Here is a 19,506-nt window from a genome sequence, read left to right as displayed (position 1 = left end):
GCACGACCTGCGTATCATTGCGGCCCCGGCAACCCCCATGGAGCAGCACCGATGCAGACCACCCTTTACGGCACCGCCAGCCACGTCGCCATCCGCGGCCTGAAGAATCTCGAGGCGATCCTCGACAAGGCCGTCGCGAACGCCGAGGCGCGCAAGATCGACATGGCCGTGCTGCTCAATTCCCGCCTGGCACCGGACATGTTCCCGCTGATCCGCCAGGTGCAGATCGCCTGCGATTTCGCCAAGGGTCCGATGGCCCGCCTGTCGGGGACCGAAAACCCGAAGTTCGAAGACACCGAGACCACGGTGCCCGAGCTCAAGGCGCGCATCGCCAAGACCCTGGAGTTCGTGCGCAGCATTCCCGAGGCGAGCTTCGCCGGCGGCGAAGACCGCGACATCGAGATCCGCGCCGGTGATCTGGTCATCCAGTCCAAGGGCCTGCCGTACCTGCTGCACATGGCGCAGCCGAACTTCTATTTCCACCTCAGCATGGTCTACGCGATCCTGCGCCACAACGGCGTCGACGTGGGCAAGCGGGATTTCATCGGCCAGGCGTGATCGGCGTCTGAGTCCTTGGTCGTCATGAGCATCCTCAACATCGCCGCCTATCGTTTTGTCGCGATCGCCGATCCGTCGGCGGTCGTGGCGCGCGTGCGCGCGGCGTGCGAGGCCGGTGACCTGAAAGGCACCGTCCTGGTCGCGCCGGAAGGCATCAATCTGTTTCTGGCGGGCGAGGGCGAGGCGATTCACGAATTCCTGCGCGACCTGGGCGAAGACCCGCGATTCGCCGGGCTGACGGTCAAATTCAGCGACAGCGAGACGGTGCCGTTCCAACGCCTGCGCGTGAAGCTCAAGCGCGAAATCATCACCTTCCGCGACGAATCGCTGGTGCCCGCCGCCGAGCGCGCGCCGGCCCTGTCGCCGGAGCGACTGCAGCAGTGGTTGCGGACCGGTCGCGACGACGCTGGACGCGAGCTGGTCCTGCTCGATACGCGCAATCGCCAGGAGGTCGCGTACGGCAGTTTCAAGCAGGCCCTGACCCTGCCGATCGACAAGTTCACCGAGCTTCCCGAAGCACTGGAAGCGCATCGCGACGCACTGGCCGACAAGACCATCGTCAGCTTTTGCACCGGCGGCATCCGCTGCGAGAAAGCCGCGCTGTGGATGCAGCAGGCCGGGTACCGCCATGTGCTCCAGCTCGAGGGCGGCATCCTGGGCTATTTCGAGCAGGTCGGCGGCGAAGGCTACGACGGCGATTGCTTCGTTTTCGACGAGCGCGTGGCCCTGAGCCCGGCCCTGAAGGCGCGCCGCAGCGCCTGAGCGTGGGATACTGAGAAACGTTTGCGCCCGGTCCCGTACCGGGTTGCGCCATTCCGGACAGGGTCCCGCACGTGTCAGACGCTCCGCTGCTGTTGCTCCGTAACGCCGATGTCCATGCGCCTGCGCATGTCGGTCTGCGCCATCTGCTGATCGGTGGCGGCAAGATCCTGTCGATCGGGGAAGACCCCGAGCCGGTGATCGCCGGGGCGGCGGGTCTGCAGGTGGTCGACGTGAAAGGCCGCGCCTTGATGCCTGGTTTCATCGACGGCCACGCCCATGTCACCGGTGGCGGTGGCGAAGCCGGTGCGCATACGCGCGTGCCGCCCGTGCCGCTGTCGCGCTTCACCCTGGGCGGCGTGACCACCGTGGTCGGCGTGCTCGGCACCGACGACACCACGCGCTCCACGCGCGAACTTGTCGCGACGGTCAATGGCCTGCGCAACGAAGGCTTGAACGCGTTCGCGTACACCGGCGGCTATCACCTGCCGTTGGCGACGGTCACCGGCAGCGTGCGCGACGATCTCGCCTTCATCGATTGCCTGCTCGGTGTCGGCGAACTCGCGATCTGCGATCACCGTTCCAGCCAGCCCACGCTCGACGAACTGCTGCGGGTCGCCGCCGATGCGCATGTCGGCGGTTTGCTGACCGGCAAGGCCGGCATCCTGCATCTGCATCTGGGCGATGGCCCGCGCGGCTTGTCGCAGGTGCGCGAGGCGCTCGATCTCAGCGAGATTCCGGCGCAGGTGTTCAATCCCACGCACATCAATCGCCGACGGGCGCTGTTCGAGGAAGCGGTCGAACTGGCACGGCGCGGTTGCACCGTCGACATCACCGCGTTTCCGGTCGCCGAGGGCGAAGACGCCTGGGCTGCCGACGAAGCCCTGCTGCGCTATCTCGACAGCGGCGCGCCGCCCGAGCGCGTCACGATCAGTTCCGATGGCGGCGGCTGCCTGCCGCATTTCGACGGCGACGGTCGCATGCTGAGCATGCAGATCGGCGAGCCCGGTTCGCTCGCACAGACCCTGGCCGCCTTGCTGCGCCGGGGCCAGCCGCTCGAGCGCGTGCTGCCTGCATTCACCAGCAACCCGGCGCGTTTGCTGCGCCTGGCCGGCAAGGGGCGCATCGCCGCCGGGGCCGATGCCGATATTTTGATCTTGAACGAGGATTTCGAAGTGAGTGAGGTGATGATTTCCGGTCGCTGGTTCGTGCGCGATCGCCAAGCCGTGGTGCGCGGCACGTTCGAGGGCGCGGTCTGATGCCGAGTCCTGTGCCCGATGGCGGTACCCGCGGCTGGATCATTCCGATCGGCGGCGGCGAAGAAAAAGAAAACAATCCGCAGATCCTCAAGCGTTTCGTCGAACTGTGCGGCGGCGACCAGGCCGACATCGTGATCCTGCCGACCGCGAGCCGTCTGGCCGATACCGGCGCGCGATACGAGCGCATTTTCAGCGGCCTCGGTGCCGCGCGCGTGGAGGCGGTTGATTTCGACACACGCCGCGATTGCGACGAAAAATCCCGACTGCAGCGCATCGCGCAGGCGACCGGCATCTTCATGACCGGCGGCAACCAGTTGCGGCTGTCGACGATCATCGGCGGCACGGCGGTCGCCAAGCTCATCCGCCAGCGCAATGCCGAGGGTGTGCCTGTCGCCGGCACCAGTGCAGGCGCGAGTTTCATCAGCGAGCACATGATCGCGTTCGGCGAAGAAGGTCCGACACCGATCGCCGGCAGCGTGCGTCTGGCGCCGGGACTGGGTCTGACCAATCGCTTCATCATCGACCAGCATTTCCGCGAGCGCGACCGCATCGGTCGTCTGCTCACCGCACTGGCTTTCAATCCCTTCGCGGTTGGCATCGGCCTGGACGAGGACACCGCCGCCTTCATCGGTCCGGACAACACCCTGGAAGTTGAAGGCAGCGGCGGCATTACCGTGGTCGACGCCAAGGGCATCGAGTTTTCTTCCATGGATCTGGTGGAAGAAGGGCAGCCGGTGTGTATGCTCGGGCTGACCCTGCACCTGCTTGTCGCCGGTGCCACCTTCAATCTGAGTACCCGCCAGGCTTCGGCCGGCGAACTGGCACGCGCCAAAGGATAGAACCATGCGCATCCTCGATCGCTCCGTTTTCGTTGGGCCCTCGCTGTACGCCCACTTCCCGGTGATCCGGCTGGAGCTTGATCTGGGGGTGCTGGAAGCCTGGCCGACCGCGAAACTCGGTCCCGCCTTCATCGACGGATTGCTCGCGGCCTTGCCCGGCCTCGCCGAGCACGGCTGCTCCTACGGCGAACCGGGCGGTTTCGTGCGGCGCATGCGCGAGGACGAGGGCACCTGGCTGGGCCATGTGCTCGAACACGTTGCGATCGAGTTGCAGAACGTCGCCGGCGAACAGGTGACCTTCGGCAAGACACGCAGCGCCGGTCGCGACGGCGTGTACTCGGTCGTCTATGAATACGTGCAGAAAGACGAAGGCATCGAAGCCGGCGAACTGGCGATGCGCCTGCTGACCTCGCTGCTGCCGGCCGAGCTGCAGACGTCCGGCCTGGTGCCCGAGGACTGGAACTGGCCGACCGCGCGCGATGAATTCATCCGTTATTCGCAGCGCCGTGCGCTCGGACCGTCGACCGCCTCGCTCGTGCATGCTGCCGAAGAGCGCGGCATTCCCTGGCTGCGCCTGAATTCGCAGTCGCTGATCCAGCTCGGTTACGGCAAGTACCAGCAGCGCATCCAGGCGACCGTCACCGGCAAGACCTCGCATATCGCGGTGGAACTGGCCAGCGACAAGGAAGAAACCAACAAGATTCTCGGCTCGCTGGGCCTGCCCGTGCCGCGCCAGGAGCTCGTGCAGACCGAAGAGCAGGCCAAGCGCGCCGCGCGCCGCATCGGTTTTCCGGTCGTCACCAAACCTTACAACGGCAATCACGGTCGCGGCATTTCGATCCGCCTGATGAATGATGAGGAAGTGGTCGCGGGCTTCAAGGTCGCGCGCGAGATCTCCCGCTCGGTCATCGTCGAAACCTTCGTCACCGGCGACGATCACCGTCTGCTGGTGGTCAACGGCGAACTCGTCGCGGCGACCAAGCGCACGCCGGGTCATGTCGTCGGCGACGGTCAGCGCAGCGTGAGCCAACTCGTCGAGATCGTGAACCAGGATCCGCGTCGCGGCGTCGGTCACGAAAAAGTGCTCACGCGCCTGGAACTCGATGCGCAGGCACAGATGATGCTCGAGCGCGTCGGTTACACGGCCGACTCCGTGCCGCGCAGCGACGAGATCGTCTATCTGCGATCAACCGCCAATCTTTCCACCGGCGGCACCGCGACCGACGTCACCGATGTCATCCATCCCGACAACCGCGACATGGCGGTGCGGGCGATCCAGGCGATCGGCCTGGATGTCGGCGGTGTCGACTTCCTCAGCGACAACATCGCCGAAAGCTACAAGAGTCACGGTGGCGGTATCTGCGAAGTCAATGCGGCGCCGGGTTTCCGCATGCATGTCGCGCCCAGCGAGGGCACGCCGCGCGATGTTTCCGGTCCGGTCATCGACATGCTGTTCCCGGCTGGTTCGCCTTCGCGCGTGCCGATCGCGGCGATCACCGGCACCAACGGCAAGACGACGACCTCGCGCATGCTCGCGCACATCACCAAAATGGCCGGCTACACGCCGGGTCTGACCACGACCGACGGCGTCTACATCGACGGCCAGCGCACGGTCGAAGGCGACATGACCGGACCGGTGGCCACGCGCATGGTGCTGGCCGATCCGCAGATCGACATGGCCGTGCTCGAAGTCGCGCGTGGCGGTCTGCTGCGTGCCGGCATGGGCGTGCCCTTCGTCAATGTCGGTGCGGTGCTCAACATCGCCGCCGATCACCTCGGCATGAAGGGCATCGACACGCTCGAGCAGCTCGCCGAGGTCAAACGCATCATCGTCGAAGTGGCAAAAGATTGCGCCGTGCTCAATGCCGACGATCCGCTGGTGTTGAAGATGGCCGCGTACACCGAAGCCAAGACCATCTGCTACGTCACCATGAATCCGCAGCATCCGTTGGTGCGCGAACACATCCGCGCCGGGGGCCGCGCCTGCGCGCTGGAAGCGGGCATCAACGGCCAGATGATTACCCTGTACGACAAGGGTAGCCACATTCCGCTGCTGTGGACGCATCTCGTGCCCGCGACGCTGGAAGGCCGCGCGATGCACAACGTGCAGAACGCGATGTTCGCGACGGCGATGGCGTTCTCGATGGGCATCAAGCTTGACGCGATCCGCCAGGGCCTGCGCACCTTCGATACGACATTCTTCCAGGCCCCGGGCCGCATGAACGTGTTCGACGAGCATCCGTTCAAGGTCATCTTCGACTATGCGCACAACGCGCATGCGGTCGGCGTCATGGCCGATCTGGCGCAGCGCCTGGATGTCGCCGGTCGCCGCATCATCGTGCTGGCCGGTCCCGGTGACCGCCGCGACGAGGATCTGCGCGCGATCGCCGAGACCGTGGCCGGCCGTTTCGATCACTACATCTGTCGTCGCGACGACGGCTTGCGCGGACGCGATGGCGACGAAGTGCCGCGCATTCTCGCCAAGGCCCTGCAGGCCAAGGGCGTGCCGCTGGAGGCGATCAGCATCATTCCCGACGAGCAGGCCGCGATCGATGCGGCGCTGCGCATGGGCCGGTCCGGCGACCTGCTGCTGATTTTCGGCGATGCCCTGATCCGCTCCTGGAAACAGGTCATCAAGTTCCGTCCCGAAGGCGCGCCGCCGCCGCGTCGCGTGGAAGTCGCGGTGCCGGAAACGCCGGCCATGGCGGCCGAAGAAGCCATCGCGGATTTCGAGGGGCTGGTGCGTGACGAGCGCGGCGTACGCCTGGCGCGCGAGGAAGACGACTGAACGAGTCTGATCCCGCGCTGTTCGAAAGCTCGCGACGTCTGACCGGCCCCAATCTGTATTTCCCCGATTGCGGTGCCGTACTGGAAGTTTTCGAAAACAGCCCCGACATCGGCGAGCGTTGGGCCGTGCGCGTACGCGCGATGATGGCCGCGCTCGGCTGGCCCCTGCGCGACTTCGCGGTGCATCTGCATCGGTCCGGCGCGTCGCTGGCCTTTGTCGCGCCCGAAGATCAGTTGCTGACGGCGACGGAAATCAACGAATGGGCCTGGCAGGGCGTCGCGGTCAATACCGCGCAGTTTCCGTGGCCGCAGGCGCCGGGCTATCCGGCCGTCTGGGACGAAGAGGCGGCCGTGCGCACGTTGCGCCTGATGGCGCGGGGCGAGGCCAACGCGGCTGCCATCGCGCTGATGCAAGCGGCGAAAGCGCACGAATTGCCGGCGTTTTTCGACGATGACGGGCTCACGCTCGGAGCGGGCGAGGGTGGCCTGACCTGGCCGAACGATGCTTTGCCCGCCGAGGTGCCCTGGCGCGAGCTGCACGATATTCCGACCGTCCTGGTCACCGGTTCCAACGGCAAGACCACGACAGTGCGCCTGCTGGCGGCAATGTTCCGCAAGGCCGGCAAGCGCAGCGGGTTCAACTGCACCGACGGCGTGTTCGTCGGCGGCGAGTGCGTGGAAAGCGGCGATTATTCCGGCCCGAATGGCGCGCGTCGTGTACTGCGCGATGCGCGCGTGCAGGCAGCCGTGCTGGAAACCGCGCGCGGCGGCATCCTGCGTCGTGGACTCGCGGTCCATCGCGCCGATGCCGCAATCGTCACCAACATCAGCCCGGATCATTTCGGCGAATACGGCGTACACGATCTGTCCGATCTCGCCGACGCCAAGCTCGTGCTCGCGCGCGCGATCGGCGAAGACGGCGTGCTGGTGCTCAATGCCGATGATGCCTTGCTGCTGGAAAAGTCCGCAAAGCTGACCTGTCCGCTCGCGTGGTTCTCGCTCGACGACAACCATCCGCATCTCGTCGCGCACCGCCGCCACGGTGGCGCGACCTGCGGTGTCGCCGACGGCGTGCTGACGCTGGAAATTCGCGGCATCCGCTACCGGCTCGGCCCGGTCGACGCGATGCCGCTGACGCTGTCGGGCTCGGCACGCTACAACATCGCCAACATCGCCGGCGCCGCGCTCGTCGCGGCCTGTCTGGGTCTGTCCGCCGAAGTCATCGCCGCGGTACTTGCCGGATTCGGCGCGAGTCGCGAGGACAATCCCGGCCGTCTCGAACGTTGGCGGATCGGTGACGTCAGCGTCCTGCTCGACTATGCCCACAACCCGGAGGGTCTGTCGGGCCTGCTGACCGTTGCCCGCAGCGTGGGCGCGAGTACCGGCGGGCGTCTGGGGCTGTTGCTTGGACAGGCGGGCAACCGCGACGACGGCGCGATTCGCGAACTCGCGCGAACGGCCGCCGCCGCAGGGCCCGACTTCGTCGTGCTCAAGGATCTCGACGGCTATATGCGCGGTCGCGCCATCGGCGAGGTGCCCGGCATCCTGCGCGACGAACTGCTCCGGCACGGCCTGCCGGAAACGAACTTGCGCACGATTCTTCCGGAAGTCGAAGCGGCACAGGCGATGCTGGCCTGGGCGCGTGCCGGCGATGTCGTCGTTCTGCCCGTGCACAATCTCGCGGCGCGTGCGCAGGTCGTGACCTGGCTGGACGCACAAGTCGTCGACACGCGCTAGTTTTGCCCAGTCCTCATCCGAGGGCCGTCGGCGCGTCCTCCGCGGCATGGCGCCACTGCGCCAACTGATCCAGCGTCACCACCATGCCGCCACAGACAATGGCGACGACGCGTTGGGCGTCGGCCAGCGCCGGATGCGATGCGTAAAGGGGCGCGAGCGCTGCACCGCAGGCCGGCTCTACCATCAGACCCTGGTCTTCAGCGAGATGCACACAAGCCTGCGTAGCTTCCGCATCGCTGACCGTCAACGCGGTGACCGGGCGATCGCGACAGGCGGAGATCAGCGACGGTGCGAGACGTCGCACGCACAGACTGGTCGCGACCGAACGCGGCTGCGACAACTCGACGATGTTGCCCGACAACAAACTGGGACCAAGAGCGGCGGCGCGTTCGGGTTCGACGGCGAACACGCGTGTGTGCTGCCAGCCGACGCGGCGCAGGCCTTCGAGCACGCCGAGCAACAGCCCGCCGCCACCCACCGCGAGCAGGATCGCATCGGGCGGCGCCTCGCATTGCTGCACGAGCTCGTCGACCAGGGACGCGTGGCCCTGCCAGAGCAGCGGATGATCGAACGGCGGAATGAAGGCGCAGCCCGGTTGCGCGGCCAGCTCCAGCGCGGCGGTGTTCGCTTCGTCCCAGACCGTTCCGACCGAACGCACCTCGGCACCGAGCGCGGCGATGCGACGACGCACGAATTCCGGTGTGCAGGCGGGGACGACGACAGTGACCGCGATGCCCAGGGCGCGTCCTGCCCAGGCGACGGCATAACCGGCGTTTCCTGCGGACGAACAGACGAAACGCGTGACGCCGCGCGCAGCGTGGTGCTGGCACAGGTGACCGATGCCACGCAGTTTGAAGGAGCGGGAGGGCTGCAGATTGTCGAGCTTGAGCAACACCCGGCGGCCGAGAATATCGGCGGGCAACAGCGGGGTCACGACATGCAACGGTGGGGGTGCCGCGGCGGCGACGCGGCGCGTAGTGCGAACGGCAGGCGGAAACGCGGTGTCAGTCGAAACGGGAAGGGCGGCGTACTCGAAGGAAGAGGTCATGAGGGTGATCGCAAGTCGTGGCGCAGGGTGCGCGGGAAGGGTGGGGCGACGACTTGCTGGTAATTCGACGGTTCATGGCGATCTCCGTAAGTGGATGAGGTTTCATGGGGATGAAGGATCAGCCTTGCAGCCAGGTGGCCTGGAAGGTGTCGGGAGTTTCTTCGGGGGGTTCGGGCAGAAGACGCACTTCGCGGACGTCGACCAGGCGCTCCAGCTGGCGGCAGAGCACGTTCGGATCGCGCTCGCCGTCGACGCTCAGGCGCACCGACAGTCCGCCACTTCCGGTCGGATCGGCCTGCAGGCCGGCGAGCGCAAAGCCGCGCCGTTCGATGGTGCCGAGCAGACGCAGCAGGGCGCCCTCGGCCTGCTCGAGTTCGATGGCGAAGGCGCGGCTCATGCGGCGCAGCCCATCATTTCTGCGTTCGATTTGCCCGGCGGCACCAGCGGCCAGACGTTCGCGCGCGGATCGATCTTGACGTGGCACAGCACGGGGCCGTCTTCGCTGAGCAGGCGTTCGATCGCATCCGCCACCTGATCGCGGCGCTCGACGGTGAAGGCGGCGATACCGAATGCCCGTGCGAGTTGCGCGAAGTCTGGATTGTCGGACAGATCGACTTCGCTGTAGCGCTCGCCGAAGAACAATTCCTGCCACTGCCGCACCATGCCCAGGCAGGCATTGTCGAGCAGCACGATCTTGACCGGGATGCCGTAACGCTTGAGCGTGGCGAGCTCCTGGATGTTCATCATGATCGAGCCGTCGCCGCTGACGCAGACCACGCAGGCCTCGGGTTTCGCCAGTTGCGCACCGATCGCGGCCGGCAGACCAAAGCCCATCGTGCCCAGGCCGCCGCTCGACAGATGCGCGGCAGTGCGGTTGACCCGCCAGTGTTGCGCGACCCACATCTGGTGCTGACCGACATCGCTGGCGACGATCAGACGATTGCCGCCGGCTTCGGACAACTGCTTGAGCAGGGCCGGTGCGAACACGCCGTCGCCGGGTGCGTCGTAGCGTTCCGCGTGGCGGGTTTTCATTTGCCGGCAATGCTGCTGCCAGGCTCCGATGTGCAAAGGCTGCGCCAGCGCCGGCAGGATTTCACCGAGCTTGCCGCCGAGACCGACATCGGCCGTGCGCAGTTTGCCGATTTCGGCCGGATCGATGTCCAGGTGCAGCACGCGCGCGTTGGGCGCGAACGTCGCCAGCTTGCCCGTCGCGCGGTCGTCGAAGCGGGCACCGGCGACGATCAGCAGATCGCATTCCTGCACGGCGTGATTCGCGGCCGGATTGCCGTGCATGCCGAGCATGCCCAGATTGAACGGCGCATCGGGATCCACCGCGCCGAGGCCCTTGAGCGTGTAGACCGCCGGCAAGCCGGTCGAACGCATCAACGAGCGCAGGGCCCATTCGGCGTTGGCCATGCTCACGCCGCCGCCGACATACAGCAGCGGCCGTTCGGCCTGCGCGACCAGGGCGCGCGCCTGCATCAAGGCCTCCGGTTCGTCGTCGTTGCCGCGGCGGGTCTGGTAGCGCGGCGCGCGTGCCAGCGCCGAAGCGACGGCGACATCCTTCGGCAAGTCGATCAGCACCGGTCCCGGCCGACCCGAGCGCGCGATCGCGAAAGCCTCGCGCACGGTCGCATACACATCTTCGGCACGGCGCACGACGTAGCTGTGCTTGACCACCGGCAGGCTCATGCCGAACACGTCGACTTCCTGGAAGGCATCCGTACCCATCATCATCGTCTGCACCTGGCCGGTGATCGCGACCATCGGCACCGAATCCAGATACGCGTTCGCGATGCCGGTGAGCAGATTGGTCGCGCCCGGTCCGGACGTCGCCAGACACACGCCGACCTTGCCCGAGGCGCGGGCGTAGCCATCGGCGGCCAGTGCCGCGCCCTGTTCGTGACGCACGAGGATGTGCCGGATCGGACTGTCCACGAGGGCGTCGTACACGGGCATGATCGCGCCGCCCGGATAGCCGAACATGACCTCGCAACCTTCCGCCTCCAGCGCCTGCAGCAGCCATTGCGCGCCGGTGCGGGTGATCGTGCGTTGTTCCTTGGAACCGTCCATGTCAGCCTCCTGCGGGTGCCAACCAGGGCATGCGCGCACGCAGCGTCGCGCCGACCTGTTCGATGGGATGCGCCAGATCGCGCTCTTTCATGGCGCGGTAGTTGCCATTGCCGGCCTTGTATTCGTCGACCCACTCCTTGGCGAAACGGCCGTCGCGGATCTCGGCGAGTACTTCGCGCATGCGACTGCGGGTTTCGTCGTTGACCACGCGCGGGCCGCGGGTGAGGTCGCCGTATTGCGCGGTCTCGGAAACGAACTGGTGCATCTTCGCCAGGCCGCCCTCATGCAGCAGGTCGACGATGAGCTTGAGCTCGTGCAGGCACTCGTAGTACGCGACCTCGGGTTTGTAGCCGGCTTCGACCAGCGTTTCGAAACCCTGCAGCACGAGTTCGGTGGCGCCGCCGCAGAGCACGGCCTGCTCGCCGAACAGATCGGTTTCGGTTTCCTCGGCGAATTCGGTTTCGATGAGCATCGCGCGCGCGCCGCCGATGCCCGCGGCATAGGCGAGCACCTTGGCACGCGCCTCGCCGCTGGCGTCCTGGTGGATCGCGTACAAGCAGGGTACGCCGTGGCCCTTTTCGTATTCGCGACGCACCAGGGCACCCGGTCCCTTGGGCGCGACGAGGATCACGTCGATGTCCGCGCGCGGCTGGATCTGATCGAAATGCACATTGAAGCCGTGCGCGAACAACAGCGCCGCGTTCGGCTTGAGGTAGGGCGCAATCGCTTCGTGATACAGCGCCGGCTGCACCATGTCGGGGGTGAGCACGGCGACGAGATCGGCCTGTTTCACCGCCTCGGCCGGTTCGGCCACGCGCAGACCGTCGGCCTGCGCTTTCTCCCAGCTGGGGCCGCCCTTGCGCACGCCGACGATCACGTCGAGTCCGGATTCATGCAGGTTCAAAGCATGGGCACGACCCTGGCTGCCGTAACCGAGGATGGCAAGACGCGATGACTTCAGGGCGTCGGTAGTGGCGGGGGTGGTCATGGTGTTTCTCCGGTAAGCAGGGTGGGTTGAGGAAGGGGGGTTGGAATGGGTTGCCTAGACGCCGTCAGTCACGGCGCCTTTCGCGGCGGAGCCGACCAGGCGGGCGTACTTGGCCAGGGCGCCGCGGATGACCGTCGGTGCGATCGCCTGCCATTGCGCGCGTCGCGTCTCGAGATCGGCATCGGTGTCGAGACGGCGCGTGTCGGCGTCGATGACCACGCGGTCACCTTCGCGCAGCAGGGCGATCGGACCACCGCGCGCGGCCTCCGGTGCGACATGTCCGACCATGAAGCCGTGCGTGGCACCGCTGAAGCGGCCGTCAGTGATCAGGGCCACCTCGTTGCCGAGTCCGCGCCCGACGAGGGCGGCAGTCACGGCGAGCATTTCGCGCATGCCCGGACCACCGGCCGGTCCTTCGTTGCGGATCACCAGCACATCGCCGGCGCGGATGCGGTCGGACTGCACGGCGGCGAAGGCTTCCTCCTCGCTTTCGAACACGCGCGCGACACCGTCAAAATGCACCTTGCCCTGGCCGGCGAGCTTGAGCACGCAGCCTTCCGGCGCGAGATTGCCGTACAGGATCGAATAGCCGCCACGCGGCTTGAGCGGATCGGCGATCGTGCGCACGACCTGCTGGCCTTCGAATGCGGGTGCCGCGGCATCGAGTTCGGCGAACAGCGAGTGGCCGGTCACCGTCGGCGCATCGTCGAGCATGCCGGCGGCGCGCAATTCGCGGGCGACCAAGGCCGTGCCGCCGGCGAGCGTGAGCTCGACCGCGGTGTAGCGGCCGCCGGGTTTGAGATCGGCGATCACCGGCGTGTTGCGCGAGGCCTGCTCGAAATCCTCCAGCGTCAGCGCGACGCCGGCTTCGTGCGCGATTGCCAGCAAATGCAGGACGGCATTGGTCGAACCTGCCGTCGCGGCGACCAGTCGGGCGGCATTGCGGAAGGCCTCGGGTGTCAGCGTGGCACGCGGCAGCAAACCGTCCGCGAGGCATTGCATCGCCAGCTCGCCGCAGCGAAACGCGGCATCGCGCTTCGCCGGATCGGTCGCAGGGATATCGTTGAGTCCGAGCGGCGACAGGCCCAGCGCGGTCAGCACCATCGCCATCGTATTCGCGGTGAACTGGCCGCCGCAGGCGCCCGCGCCAGGGCAGGCTTTCTTTTCCACCTCGGCCAACTGCGCGCAGCTCATCTTGCCGGCGCCGTGTGCACCGACGGCCTCGAACACTTCCTGGATCGTGATCGGTTGGCCGGCGAGTTGGCCATGCGCGATGCTGCCGCCATACAGCGCCACGCCGGGGATGTTCATGCGCGCGAGCGCCATCGCCGCGGCCGGAATGGTCTTGTCACAGCCGCACAACACCACCACGGCATCCAGGCAATGACCGTCGACGGCGAGTTCGATCGAATCGGCGATGAGTTCGCGCGACACCAGCGAGGCACGCATGCCCGAGGTGCCCATGGCGATGCCATCGGTCACGGCGATCGTGTTGAATTCGATCGGCGTACCGCCGGCCGCACGCACGCCGTCGCAGGCGGCCTGCGCCAGATCGCGCAGGTTGAGATTGCAGGGCGAGACGTTCGACCAGGTGTGCACGATCGCGACCAGGGGCTTGGCGATATCGGCATCGTCGAGTCCGGTGGCGCGCAGCATCGCGCGGGCGGGGGCGCGATCGGGTCCGTGTTTGATGGCATTGCTGCGCATGTCGAGTCCGGGTCAGGCCGCCGCTTGTGCGGCGTGGGAGTGGGCGAGGGCGGCCAGCACGGCGGCGGTGATGTCCTGTGTGCCGGCTTGGCCACCGAGGTCGCGGGGTAGCTCGTTGGCATCGAGCACGGCGTCGACCGCCACTTCGATTTCGCGCGCTTCTGATTCCAGACCCAACGAATGCCGCAGCAACAGGGCCGCGCTGAGGATGCTGCCGATCGGATTGGCGACGCCGCGGCCGGCGATGTCCGGTGCCGAGCCGTGGATGGGCTCGTACAGGCCGCGACGGCCGTCGCCGAGCGAGGCCGAAGGCAGCAGGCCGAGCGAGCCGGCGAGCACGGCGGCCTCGTCGGTGAGGATGTCGCCGAACAGGTTTTCGGTGACCAGCACGTCGTAGTCCGCCGGTCGCGTGAGCAGCAACATCGCCATCGAATCGACGAGCTGGTGTTCCAGCACGACATCGGGATAGTCAGCGGCGACCCGCACTGCGGTCTCTCGCCACAGACGCGAGGTTTCCAGCACATTGGCCTTGTCGATCGAGGTGACACGGCCGCGCCGGCCGCGTGCGAGGTCGAAGGCGCGGCGCAGCACGCGCTCAATTTCGACCACGGTGTAGCGGCATTCGTCGCTGGCGCTGGCGGCGTCGCGGGTGCGCGCACCAAAATAGCTGCCGCCAGTGAGTTCACGCACGAACAGCAGGTCGACGCCGGCGAGCCGTTCGGGCTTGATCGGCGACAGCGCGGCCGCGCGCGGATGCACGCGCACCGGGCGAAGGTTCGCGAACACGCCGAGTGCAGCCCTCAATTGCAGCAGCCCTTGTTCCGGACGCGCCGGCGTCGCCGGATCGGACCACTTCGGTCCGCCGACCGCCCCCAGCAGCACGGCGTCGGCTTGCAGGCAGGCGGCGCGCGTGGCCGCCGGCAAGGCCGCGCCCGTCGCATCGATCGCGCAGCCACCGATCGCGTGTTCAGTGAATACGAAATCGTGCGCATGACGCGTCGCGATGGCGCGCAGCACCGCGACCGCAGCAGCCGTGGTTTCCGGGCCGATGCCGTCGCCGGGCAGCAGGACAAGGTTCGCCTTCATGCGTGCACCTCGCGCCGGGCTTCGAAGGCATCGATCTGCGCGCCGTGCTGTTGCAGGAAACCGAGTTGGTCGACTCCTTGGGTCAGGCAGTGGCGCGCGAACGCGTCGAGTTCGAAACGGAAGCGGCCGCCATCGGGCAGTTCGATCGTGCCGGCGGCGACGTCGATCGCCAGTTCGATGCCCGGATGCGCGAGCAGATAGCGGTGCTCGGCCTCGCTGAGCGTGACTGCGAGCAGGCCGTTCTTGAGCGCGTTGCCGCGAAAGATGTCGGCGATCTCCGAAGACAGCACGGCGCGCAGGCCATAGTCGAGCAAGGCCCAGGGCGCGTGCTCGCGCGAGGAACCGCAGCCGAAATTGCGGCCGGCGACCAGGATCTCGCAGCCCTGCGAAGACGGGCGATTCAGCGCGAACTCGGGGTCGGCGCTGCCGTCGGCGCGGTAGCGCCAGTCGTTGAACGCGTAACGACCCAGGCCGTTGCGCTCGGTCGTGGTGAGAAACCGCGCCGGGATGATGCGGTCGGTGTCGATGTTTTCGTGCGTGAGCACCGCGGTACGCGAACGCAGATGGGTCAGGGGTTTCATGCCGCTTGCTCCCGGGTCGATGAGGTATCGCCGGACTTTCCGACGTCGCGCGGATCGGCGATGCAGCCCGCCAGGGCGGAAGCAGCGGCGACCAGGGGGCTGGCAAGAACGGTGCGAGCGCCCGGACCTTGTCGGCCTTCGAAATTGCGATTGCTCGTGCTGACGACCAGTTGTCCCGGCTGGGCGAGATCGCCGTTCATCGCGATGCACATCGAACAGCCGGGCTCGCGCCATTCGGCGCCGGCGTCGCGGAACACCTGGTCCAGGCCTTCTTTCTCGGCCTCGCGTTGCACCGTGACCGAACCGGGCACGACCAGCATGCGCACGTTCGCGGCGATCCGCCGGCCCTGCAGCAGGCTCGCCGCCGCACGCAGATCGCTGATGCGCGAATTGGTGCAGCTGCCGAGGAACACGAGGTCGACCGGCATGCCGGTCATCGGCTTGCCGGCATCAACGCGCATGTAATCGAGCGCGCGACGCTCGGGCAGGTCTTTCGCGGCAGGCACGGGGGCGTGCAGGGCGACGACCATGCCCGGATGCGTGCCGTAGCTGATCGTCGGGCGCACGTCGGCGGCATCGAAGCGCAGTTCGCGGTCGTAGCGCGCGCCGGCATCGCTGGGCAGCGTCCGCCAATAAGCCAGCGCCTGATCCCAGGCGGCGCCTTTCGGAGCGCGTTCGCGACCTTGCAGATACGCGAACGTGGTTTCGTCCGGTGCAATCAGCCCGGCACGTGCACCGGCCTCGATCGACATGTTGCACAGGGTCATGCGCTCTTCCATGGTCAGGGCCTCGATGGCGCTGCCGCGGTATTCGAGGACATGGCCCGTGCCGCCGTTGACGCCGATGCGGCCAATCAGATGCAGGGCCAGGTCTTTTGCCGTCACGCCCGGCGCCAGACGACCTTCGACATGGATCGCGAAGTTCTTCGGCTTGCGTTGCAACAGGCATTGCGTTGCCAACACATGGCCGACTTCGGTCGTGCCGATGCCGAACGCGAGCGCGCCGAAGGCACCGTGGGTCGAGGTGTGGCTGTCGCCGCAGACGATGGTCATGCCCGGCTGGGTGGCGCCCAGCTCCGGGCCGATCACGTGGACGATGCCGCGCGATTCGCTGCTCCAGCCTTGCAGGTCGATGCCGAACTGCAGGCAGTTCAGTTCCAACTGCGCGACCTGGGCGGCCGCTTCCTCGCTGGCGTAGACATGCTGACCCTGCGCATCGCGCGGCGTCGTCGGCGTGGAATGGTCGAGCGTGGCGAGAATGCGTTCGGGACGGCGCACCGACAGGCCGCGCGCACGCAGTTCGGTGAAGGCCTGCGGCGTCGTGACTTCGTGGATCAGATGCAGATCGATGTAGAGCACACCGGGCGCCGCGGCCGTTTCGGCGACGACCTGATGCGCGTCCCAGAGCTTGTCGAGCAGAGTGCGGGCGGACGGATTCATCACGCGGCCTCCTGGGACTGGGTCGCCTCGGTCACCGGTGTGAGCCAGCCCCAGCGATCGACGGTGCTGCCGTCGAACAGACCGAAGAACGCCTTCTGCAGCGCTTTCGTCACCGGGCCGGGTTCGCCCTTGCCGACCGGCTTGCGGTCGACCGAGCGCACCGGCGTGATTTCCGCCGCGGTGCCGGTCATGAACACCTCGTCGGCGAAATACAGCATTTCGCGCGGCAAGGCCTGCTCCTGCACCTCGTAGCCGAGCTCGCGTGCAAGCGTGAACACGCTGTCGCGGGTGATGCCACACAGAATGCTGGCGCCCGCCGGCGGCGTGTAGATGCGGTTCTTGTGCACGACGAAAAGATTCTCGCCGGCGCCTTCGCTGAGCAGACCGCCCGGCGCCAGCGCGATGCCTTCGACGAAACCGCCGCGCACGGCTTCCTGGGCGATCAGCTGACTCGACAGGTAGTTGCCGCCGGCCTTGGCGCCGGTCGGATAGGTGTTCGGCGCGGCGCGCGTCCACGAACTCACGCAGACATCGACGCCGTTCTCCAGCGCGGCGGCGCCGTGCATTGATCCCCATTCGATCGCGATGATCGCGACGTCCACGGCGACGTCCGCCGTGGGCGCGAGACTGAAGGTGAAGCCCGAGCGGTACGCGATCGGACGGACATACGCGCTCTTGAGGCCGGTGGCGCGGATCACCTCGTGGCAGGCGGCATTGATTTCATCGGGCGTGTAGGGGATGACCAGGTCGTAGATGCGCGCGGAATTGAACAGGCGCTCGGTGTGTTCGGCCAGGCGGAAATACTGCGGGCCCGAGGGCGTCGCGTAGACGCGTTCGCCTTCGAACACGGACGAGCCGTAGTGCAGCGCATGCGCGCCGACATGCACGCTGGCCTCGTGCCAGGACTTGATGCGGCCGTTGTGCCAGAGCAGGGTGGGGGCTTTCATGAGACGACTCCGTCAGGATTGGTTGGCGGCGCGGCGCGTGGGCGCGCTCAGGCGTTCGATGCGATTGACCACCTCGAGGGCAGCGAGCGCCGCCGCCTCGACGATGTCGGTGGATACGCCCTTGCCGCGGACCTCGCGGCCTTCGTGCTCGACCGACAACGTTGCCTGGCCTTGGGCATCGCCGCCCACGCTCAGCGAACGGATCTGGAAATCGCCGATCTCCAGCGCGTGGCCGGTCGCGCGCTCGATCGTGCGCAGCACCGCATGCACCGGCCCATCGCCGATCGAGGCTTCGCTGGCCTGGCGGCCGTCCTCGTGTGTCAGCTTGACCGTCGCCGAGGCCATGCCGCCAACGTGGCTGCTGGTGTGCAACTGCACGATGCGCCAGGGACCGAGCGCATCGGGATCGCGGCCGAGCGCCAACGCTTCCAGATCGTTGTCGAACACCTCGCGCTTCTTGTCGGCGAGCGTCTTGAAGCGCGTAAACAGCTCGTCGAGCTGCGCCTCGTCCGGCTCGTGGCCGAGCGTGGCCAGGCGTTCGCGCAGGGCATGTCGGCCGCTGTGTTTGCCCAGCACCAGCTGCGAGCGCGCGAACCCGACGTCTTCCGGACGCATGATTTCGTAGGTTCCGCGGTGTTTGAGCATGCCATGCTGATGGATGCCCGCTTCGTGTGCGAACGCGTTCTCGCCGACCACGGCCTTGTTGCGCGGCAGATGCATGCCCAGCAGATTGGTCAGCAGACGCGCGGTCGGATACAGGCGCTGCGTGGCGATGCCGGTGTCGACGCGATACAGCTCGCTGCGCGTTTTCAGGGCCATGACCACTTCTTCGAGCGCGGCATTGCCGGCGCGTTCGCCGATGCCGGTCAGCGTGCACTCGACCTGGCGCGCACCGGCGCCGACGGCCGCCAGGCTGTTCGCGACGGCCATGCCGAGGTCGTTATGGCAGTGCACGCTGAGCACGGCGCGTTCGATGCCCTGCACGTGCCGGCGCAGGTAGGCGATGCGCTCGGCCATCTCCGCCGGCGTCGTATAGCCGACCGTGTCGGGCACATTGAGGGTCGAAGCGCCAGCGGCGATGACCGCGCTCAGGACCTCGGCGAGGAATTCCGGTTCGGTACGCAGCGCGTCTTCGGCGGAGAACTCGACGTCACCGCACAACTCGCGCGCCCGGCGCACGCCGGCGACCGCGTTGTCGATGACCTGGGCCTTGCTCATGCCCAGCTTGTGCTCGCGATGCAGCGGGCTGGTCGCGATGAACACGTGGATGCGCGCGTGATGCGCCGGTTCCAGCGCGCGGGCGGCGGCTTCGATGTCGCCGAACTGGCAGCGGGCGAGGGCGCAGACGGTCGGTCCGCGCAGGTCGCCGGCGATCGCCTGCACGGCCGCGAAATCATCGTCGGAGGCCTGGGCGAAGCCTGCTTCGATGATGTCGACGCCGAGTTCGGCGAGCGCCTGGGCGATGCGCCGCTTCTGCGCCCGCGTCATCGAATAGCCGGGAGCCTGTTCGCCGTCGCGCAGGGTGGTGTCGAAGATGCGTACGCGTTCGCGCGGCGCTTCGTCGTTGTTTTGCGTGGGTTGGTTGACTGTTTGCATGGTTCGCTTTGGCGAGCCGGGCAACAAAAAACCCCGCATCCGTTTCCGGGTGCGGGGTTTTCGGTCTCGTCTGGTTTTACTCGTTAGACGAACGCCCTCAGC

Annotated in this window: 16 protein-coding genes; 6 read left to right on the top strand and 10 right to left on the bottom strand. The window is 67.1% G+C overall.

Features of this window, described 5'->3' with window-relative positions; genetic code table 11:
- The first annotated feature begins 51 nt into the window (after nucleotides 1-51).
- The 6 genes from G467_RS0105660 (at nucleotide 52) to G467_RS0105635 (ending at nucleotide 7,939) form a co-directional block, all read left to right on the top strand.
- Nucleotides 52-558, top strand: a complete 507-nt coding sequence (locus G467_RS0105660) for a DUF1993 domain-containing protein (RefSeq protein WP_022968764.1) — start codon at nucleotides 52-54, stop codon at nucleotides 556-558.
- A gap of 24 nt (nucleotides 559-582) precedes the next feature.
- On the top strand, nucleotides 583-1,320 hold the full coding sequence (locus G467_RS0105655) for a sulfurtransferase (protein WP_022968763.1): 738 nt from the start codon (nucleotides 583-585) through the stop codon (nucleotides 1,318-1,320).
- A gap of 71 nt (nucleotides 1,321-1,391) precedes the next feature.
- Nucleotides 1,392-2,576 (top strand): beta-aspartyl-peptidase, encoded by a 1,185-nt coding sequence (gene iadA, locus G467_RS0105650; RefSeq protein WP_022968762.1) that lies wholly within the window; start codon nucleotides 1,392-1,394, stop codon nucleotides 2,574-2,576.
- Nucleotides 2,576-3,415 (top strand): cyanophycinase, encoded by an 840-nt coding sequence (locus G467_RS0105645; RefSeq protein ID WP_022968761.1) that lies wholly within the window; start codon nucleotides 2,576-2,578, stop codon nucleotides 3,413-3,415. The genes iadA and G467_RS0105645 overlap by 1 nt, the downstream gene beginning before the upstream one ends.
- A gap of 4 nt (nucleotides 3,416-3,419) precedes the next feature.
- Nucleotides 3,420-6,203, top strand: a complete 2,784-nt coding sequence (gene cphA, locus G467_RS0105640; protein ID WP_022968760.1) for a cyanophycin synthetase — start codon at nucleotides 3,420-3,422, stop codon at nucleotides 6,201-6,203.
- A 125-nt stretch (nucleotides 6,204-6,328) separates the two neighbouring features.
- Nucleotides 6,329-7,939, top strand: a complete 1,611-nt coding sequence (locus G467_RS0105635) for a Mur ligase family protein (protein WP_155844839.1) — start codon at nucleotides 6,329-6,331, stop codon at nucleotides 7,937-7,939.
- Between the two features lie 13 nt (nucleotides 7,940-7,952).
- Here the strand turns inward: G467_RS0105635 and G467_RS0105630 are convergent, their stop codons facing one another.
- The 10 genes from G467_RS0105630 to G467_RS0105585 form a co-directional block, all read right to left on the bottom strand.
- On the bottom strand, nucleotides 7,953-8,987 hold the full coding sequence (locus G467_RS0105630) for a pyridoxal-phosphate dependent enzyme (protein WP_022968758.1): 1,035 nt from the start codon (nucleotides 8,985-8,987) through the stop codon (nucleotides 7,953-7,955).
- Nucleotides 8,988-9,105: 118 nt separating this feature from the next.
- The gene (locus tag G467_RS15580; RefSeq protein ID WP_022968757.1) at nucleotides 9,106-9,384 is read right to left on the bottom strand and encodes an ACT domain-containing protein; all 279 of its coding nucleotides are present in this window, start codon (nucleotides 9,382-9,384) and stop codon (nucleotides 9,106-9,108) included.
- Nucleotides 9,381-11,060 carry an acetolactate synthase 2 catalytic subunit gene (gene ilvG / locus G467_RS0105620; RefSeq protein WP_022968756.1) on the bottom strand — a complete coding sequence of 560 codons (1,680 nt, stop codon included), beginning with the start codon at nucleotides 11,058-11,060 and terminating at the stop codon, nucleotides 9,381-9,383. The genes G467_RS15580 and ilvG overlap by 4 nt, the downstream gene beginning before the upstream one ends.
- A 1-nt stretch (nucleotide 11,061) precedes the next feature.
- Complete coding sequence (gene ilvC / locus G467_RS0105615) at nucleotides 11,062-12,048, bottom strand: ketol-acid reductoisomerase (RefSeq protein WP_022968755.1); 987 nt, start codon at nucleotides 12,046-12,048, stop codon at nucleotides 11,062-11,064.
- A 54-nt stretch (nucleotides 12,049-12,102) separates the two neighbouring features.
- Entirely contained in the window at nucleotides 12,103-13,755 is a 1,653-nt protein-coding gene (ilvD, locus tag G467_RS0105610) for a dihydroxy-acid dehydratase (RefSeq protein WP_022968754.1), read from the bottom strand.
- 12 nt (nucleotides 13,756-13,767) lie between these two features.
- Entirely contained in the window at nucleotides 13,768-14,841 is a 1,074-nt protein-coding gene (leuB, locus tag G467_RS0105605; RefSeq protein ID WP_022968753.1) for a 3-isopropylmalate dehydrogenase, read from the bottom strand.
- Nucleotides 14,838-15,422 (bottom strand): 3-isopropylmalate dehydratase small subunit, encoded by a 585-nt coding sequence (gene leuD / locus G467_RS0105600; protein ID WP_022968752.1) that lies wholly within the window; start codon nucleotides 15,420-15,422, stop codon nucleotides 14,838-14,840. The genes leuB and leuD overlap by 4 nt, the downstream gene beginning before the upstream one ends.
- Complete coding sequence (gene leuC / locus G467_RS15575; protein ID WP_022968751.1) at nucleotides 15,419-16,861, bottom strand: 3-isopropylmalate dehydratase large subunit; 1,443 nt, start codon at nucleotides 16,859-16,861, stop codon at nucleotides 15,419-15,421. Before leuC ends, leuD begins: the two co-directional genes overlap by 4 nt.
- Entirely contained in the window at nucleotides 16,861-17,808 is a 948-nt protein-coding gene (locus tag G467_RS0105590; RefSeq protein ID WP_022968750.1) for a branched-chain amino acid transaminase, read from the bottom strand. The genes leuC and G467_RS0105590 overlap by 1 nt, the downstream gene beginning before the upstream one ends.
- Before the next feature lie 12 nt (nucleotides 17,809-17,820).
- Entirely contained in the window at nucleotides 17,821-19,404 is a 1,584-nt protein-coding gene (locus G467_RS0105585) for a 2-isopropylmalate synthase (RefSeq protein ID WP_026802398.1), read from the bottom strand.
- Between the last annotated feature and the right edge of the window lie 102 nt (nucleotides 19,405-19,506).

Source organism: Arenimonas oryziterrae DSM 21050 = YC6267, assembly GCF_000420545.1.
GTDB lineage: Bacteria > Pseudomonadota > Gammaproteobacteria > Xanthomonadales > Xanthomonadaceae > Arenimonas > Arenimonas oryziterrae.
This window is presented reverse-complemented; position numbering and strand designations above follow the sequence as displayed.

Excerpts from the sequence above, each read along its gene's own strand:
- leuD (WP_022968752.1), bottom strand. The coding sequence starts at position 15,422 with ATGAAACCCCTGACCCATCTGCGTTCGCGTACCGCGGTGCTCACGCAC.
- G467_RS0105655 (WP_022968763.1), top strand. The coding sequence starts at position 583 with ATGAGCATCCTCAACATCGCCGCCTATCGTTTTGTCGCGATCGCCGAT.
- G467_RS0105590 (WP_022968750.1), bottom strand. The coding sequence starts at position 17,808 with ATGAAAGCCCCCACCCTGCTCTGGCACAACGGCCGCATCAAGTCCTGG.
- ilvD (WP_022968754.1), bottom strand. The coding sequence starts at position 13,755 with ATGCGCAGCAATGCCATCAAACACGGACCCGATCGCGCCCCCGCCCGC.
- G467_RS0105645 (WP_022968761.1), top strand. The coding sequence starts at position 2,576 with ATGCCGAGTCCTGTGCCCGATGGCGGTACCCGCGGCTGGATCATTCCG.
- G467_RS0105585 (WP_026802398.1), bottom strand. The coding sequence starts at position 19,404 with ATGCAAACAGTCAACCAACCCACGCAAAACAACGACGAAGCGCCGCGC.
- G467_RS0105660 (WP_022968764.1), top strand. The coding sequence starts at position 52 with ATGCAGACCACCCTTTACGGCACCGCCAGCCACGTCGCCATCCGCGGC.
- ilvG (WP_022968756.1), bottom strand. The coding sequence starts at position 11,060 with ATGGACGGTTCCAAGGAACAACGCACGATCACCCGCACCGGCGCGCAA.
- G467_RS0105630 (WP_022968758.1), bottom strand. The coding sequence starts at position 8,987 with ATGACCTCTTCCTTCGAGTACGCCGCCCTTCCCGTTTCGACTGACACC.
- leuC (WP_022968751.1), bottom strand. The coding sequence starts at position 16,861 with ATGAATCCGTCCGCCCGCACTCTGCTCGACAAGCTCTGGGACGCGCAT.
- leuB (WP_022968753.1), bottom strand. The coding sequence starts at position 14,841 with ATGAAGGCGAACCTTGTCCTGCTGCCCGGCGACGGCATCGGCCCGGAA.
- cphA (WP_022968760.1), top strand. The coding sequence starts at position 3,420 with ATGCGCATCCTCGATCGCTCCGTTTTCGTTGGGCCCTCGCTGTACGCC.
- ilvC (WP_022968755.1), bottom strand. The coding sequence starts at position 12,048 with ATGACCACCCCCGCCACTACCGACGCCCTGAAGTCATCGCGTCTTGCC.
- G467_RS15580 (WP_022968757.1), bottom strand. The coding sequence starts at position 9,384 with ATGAGCCGCGCCTTCGCCATCGAACTCGAGCAGGCCGAGGGCGCCCTG.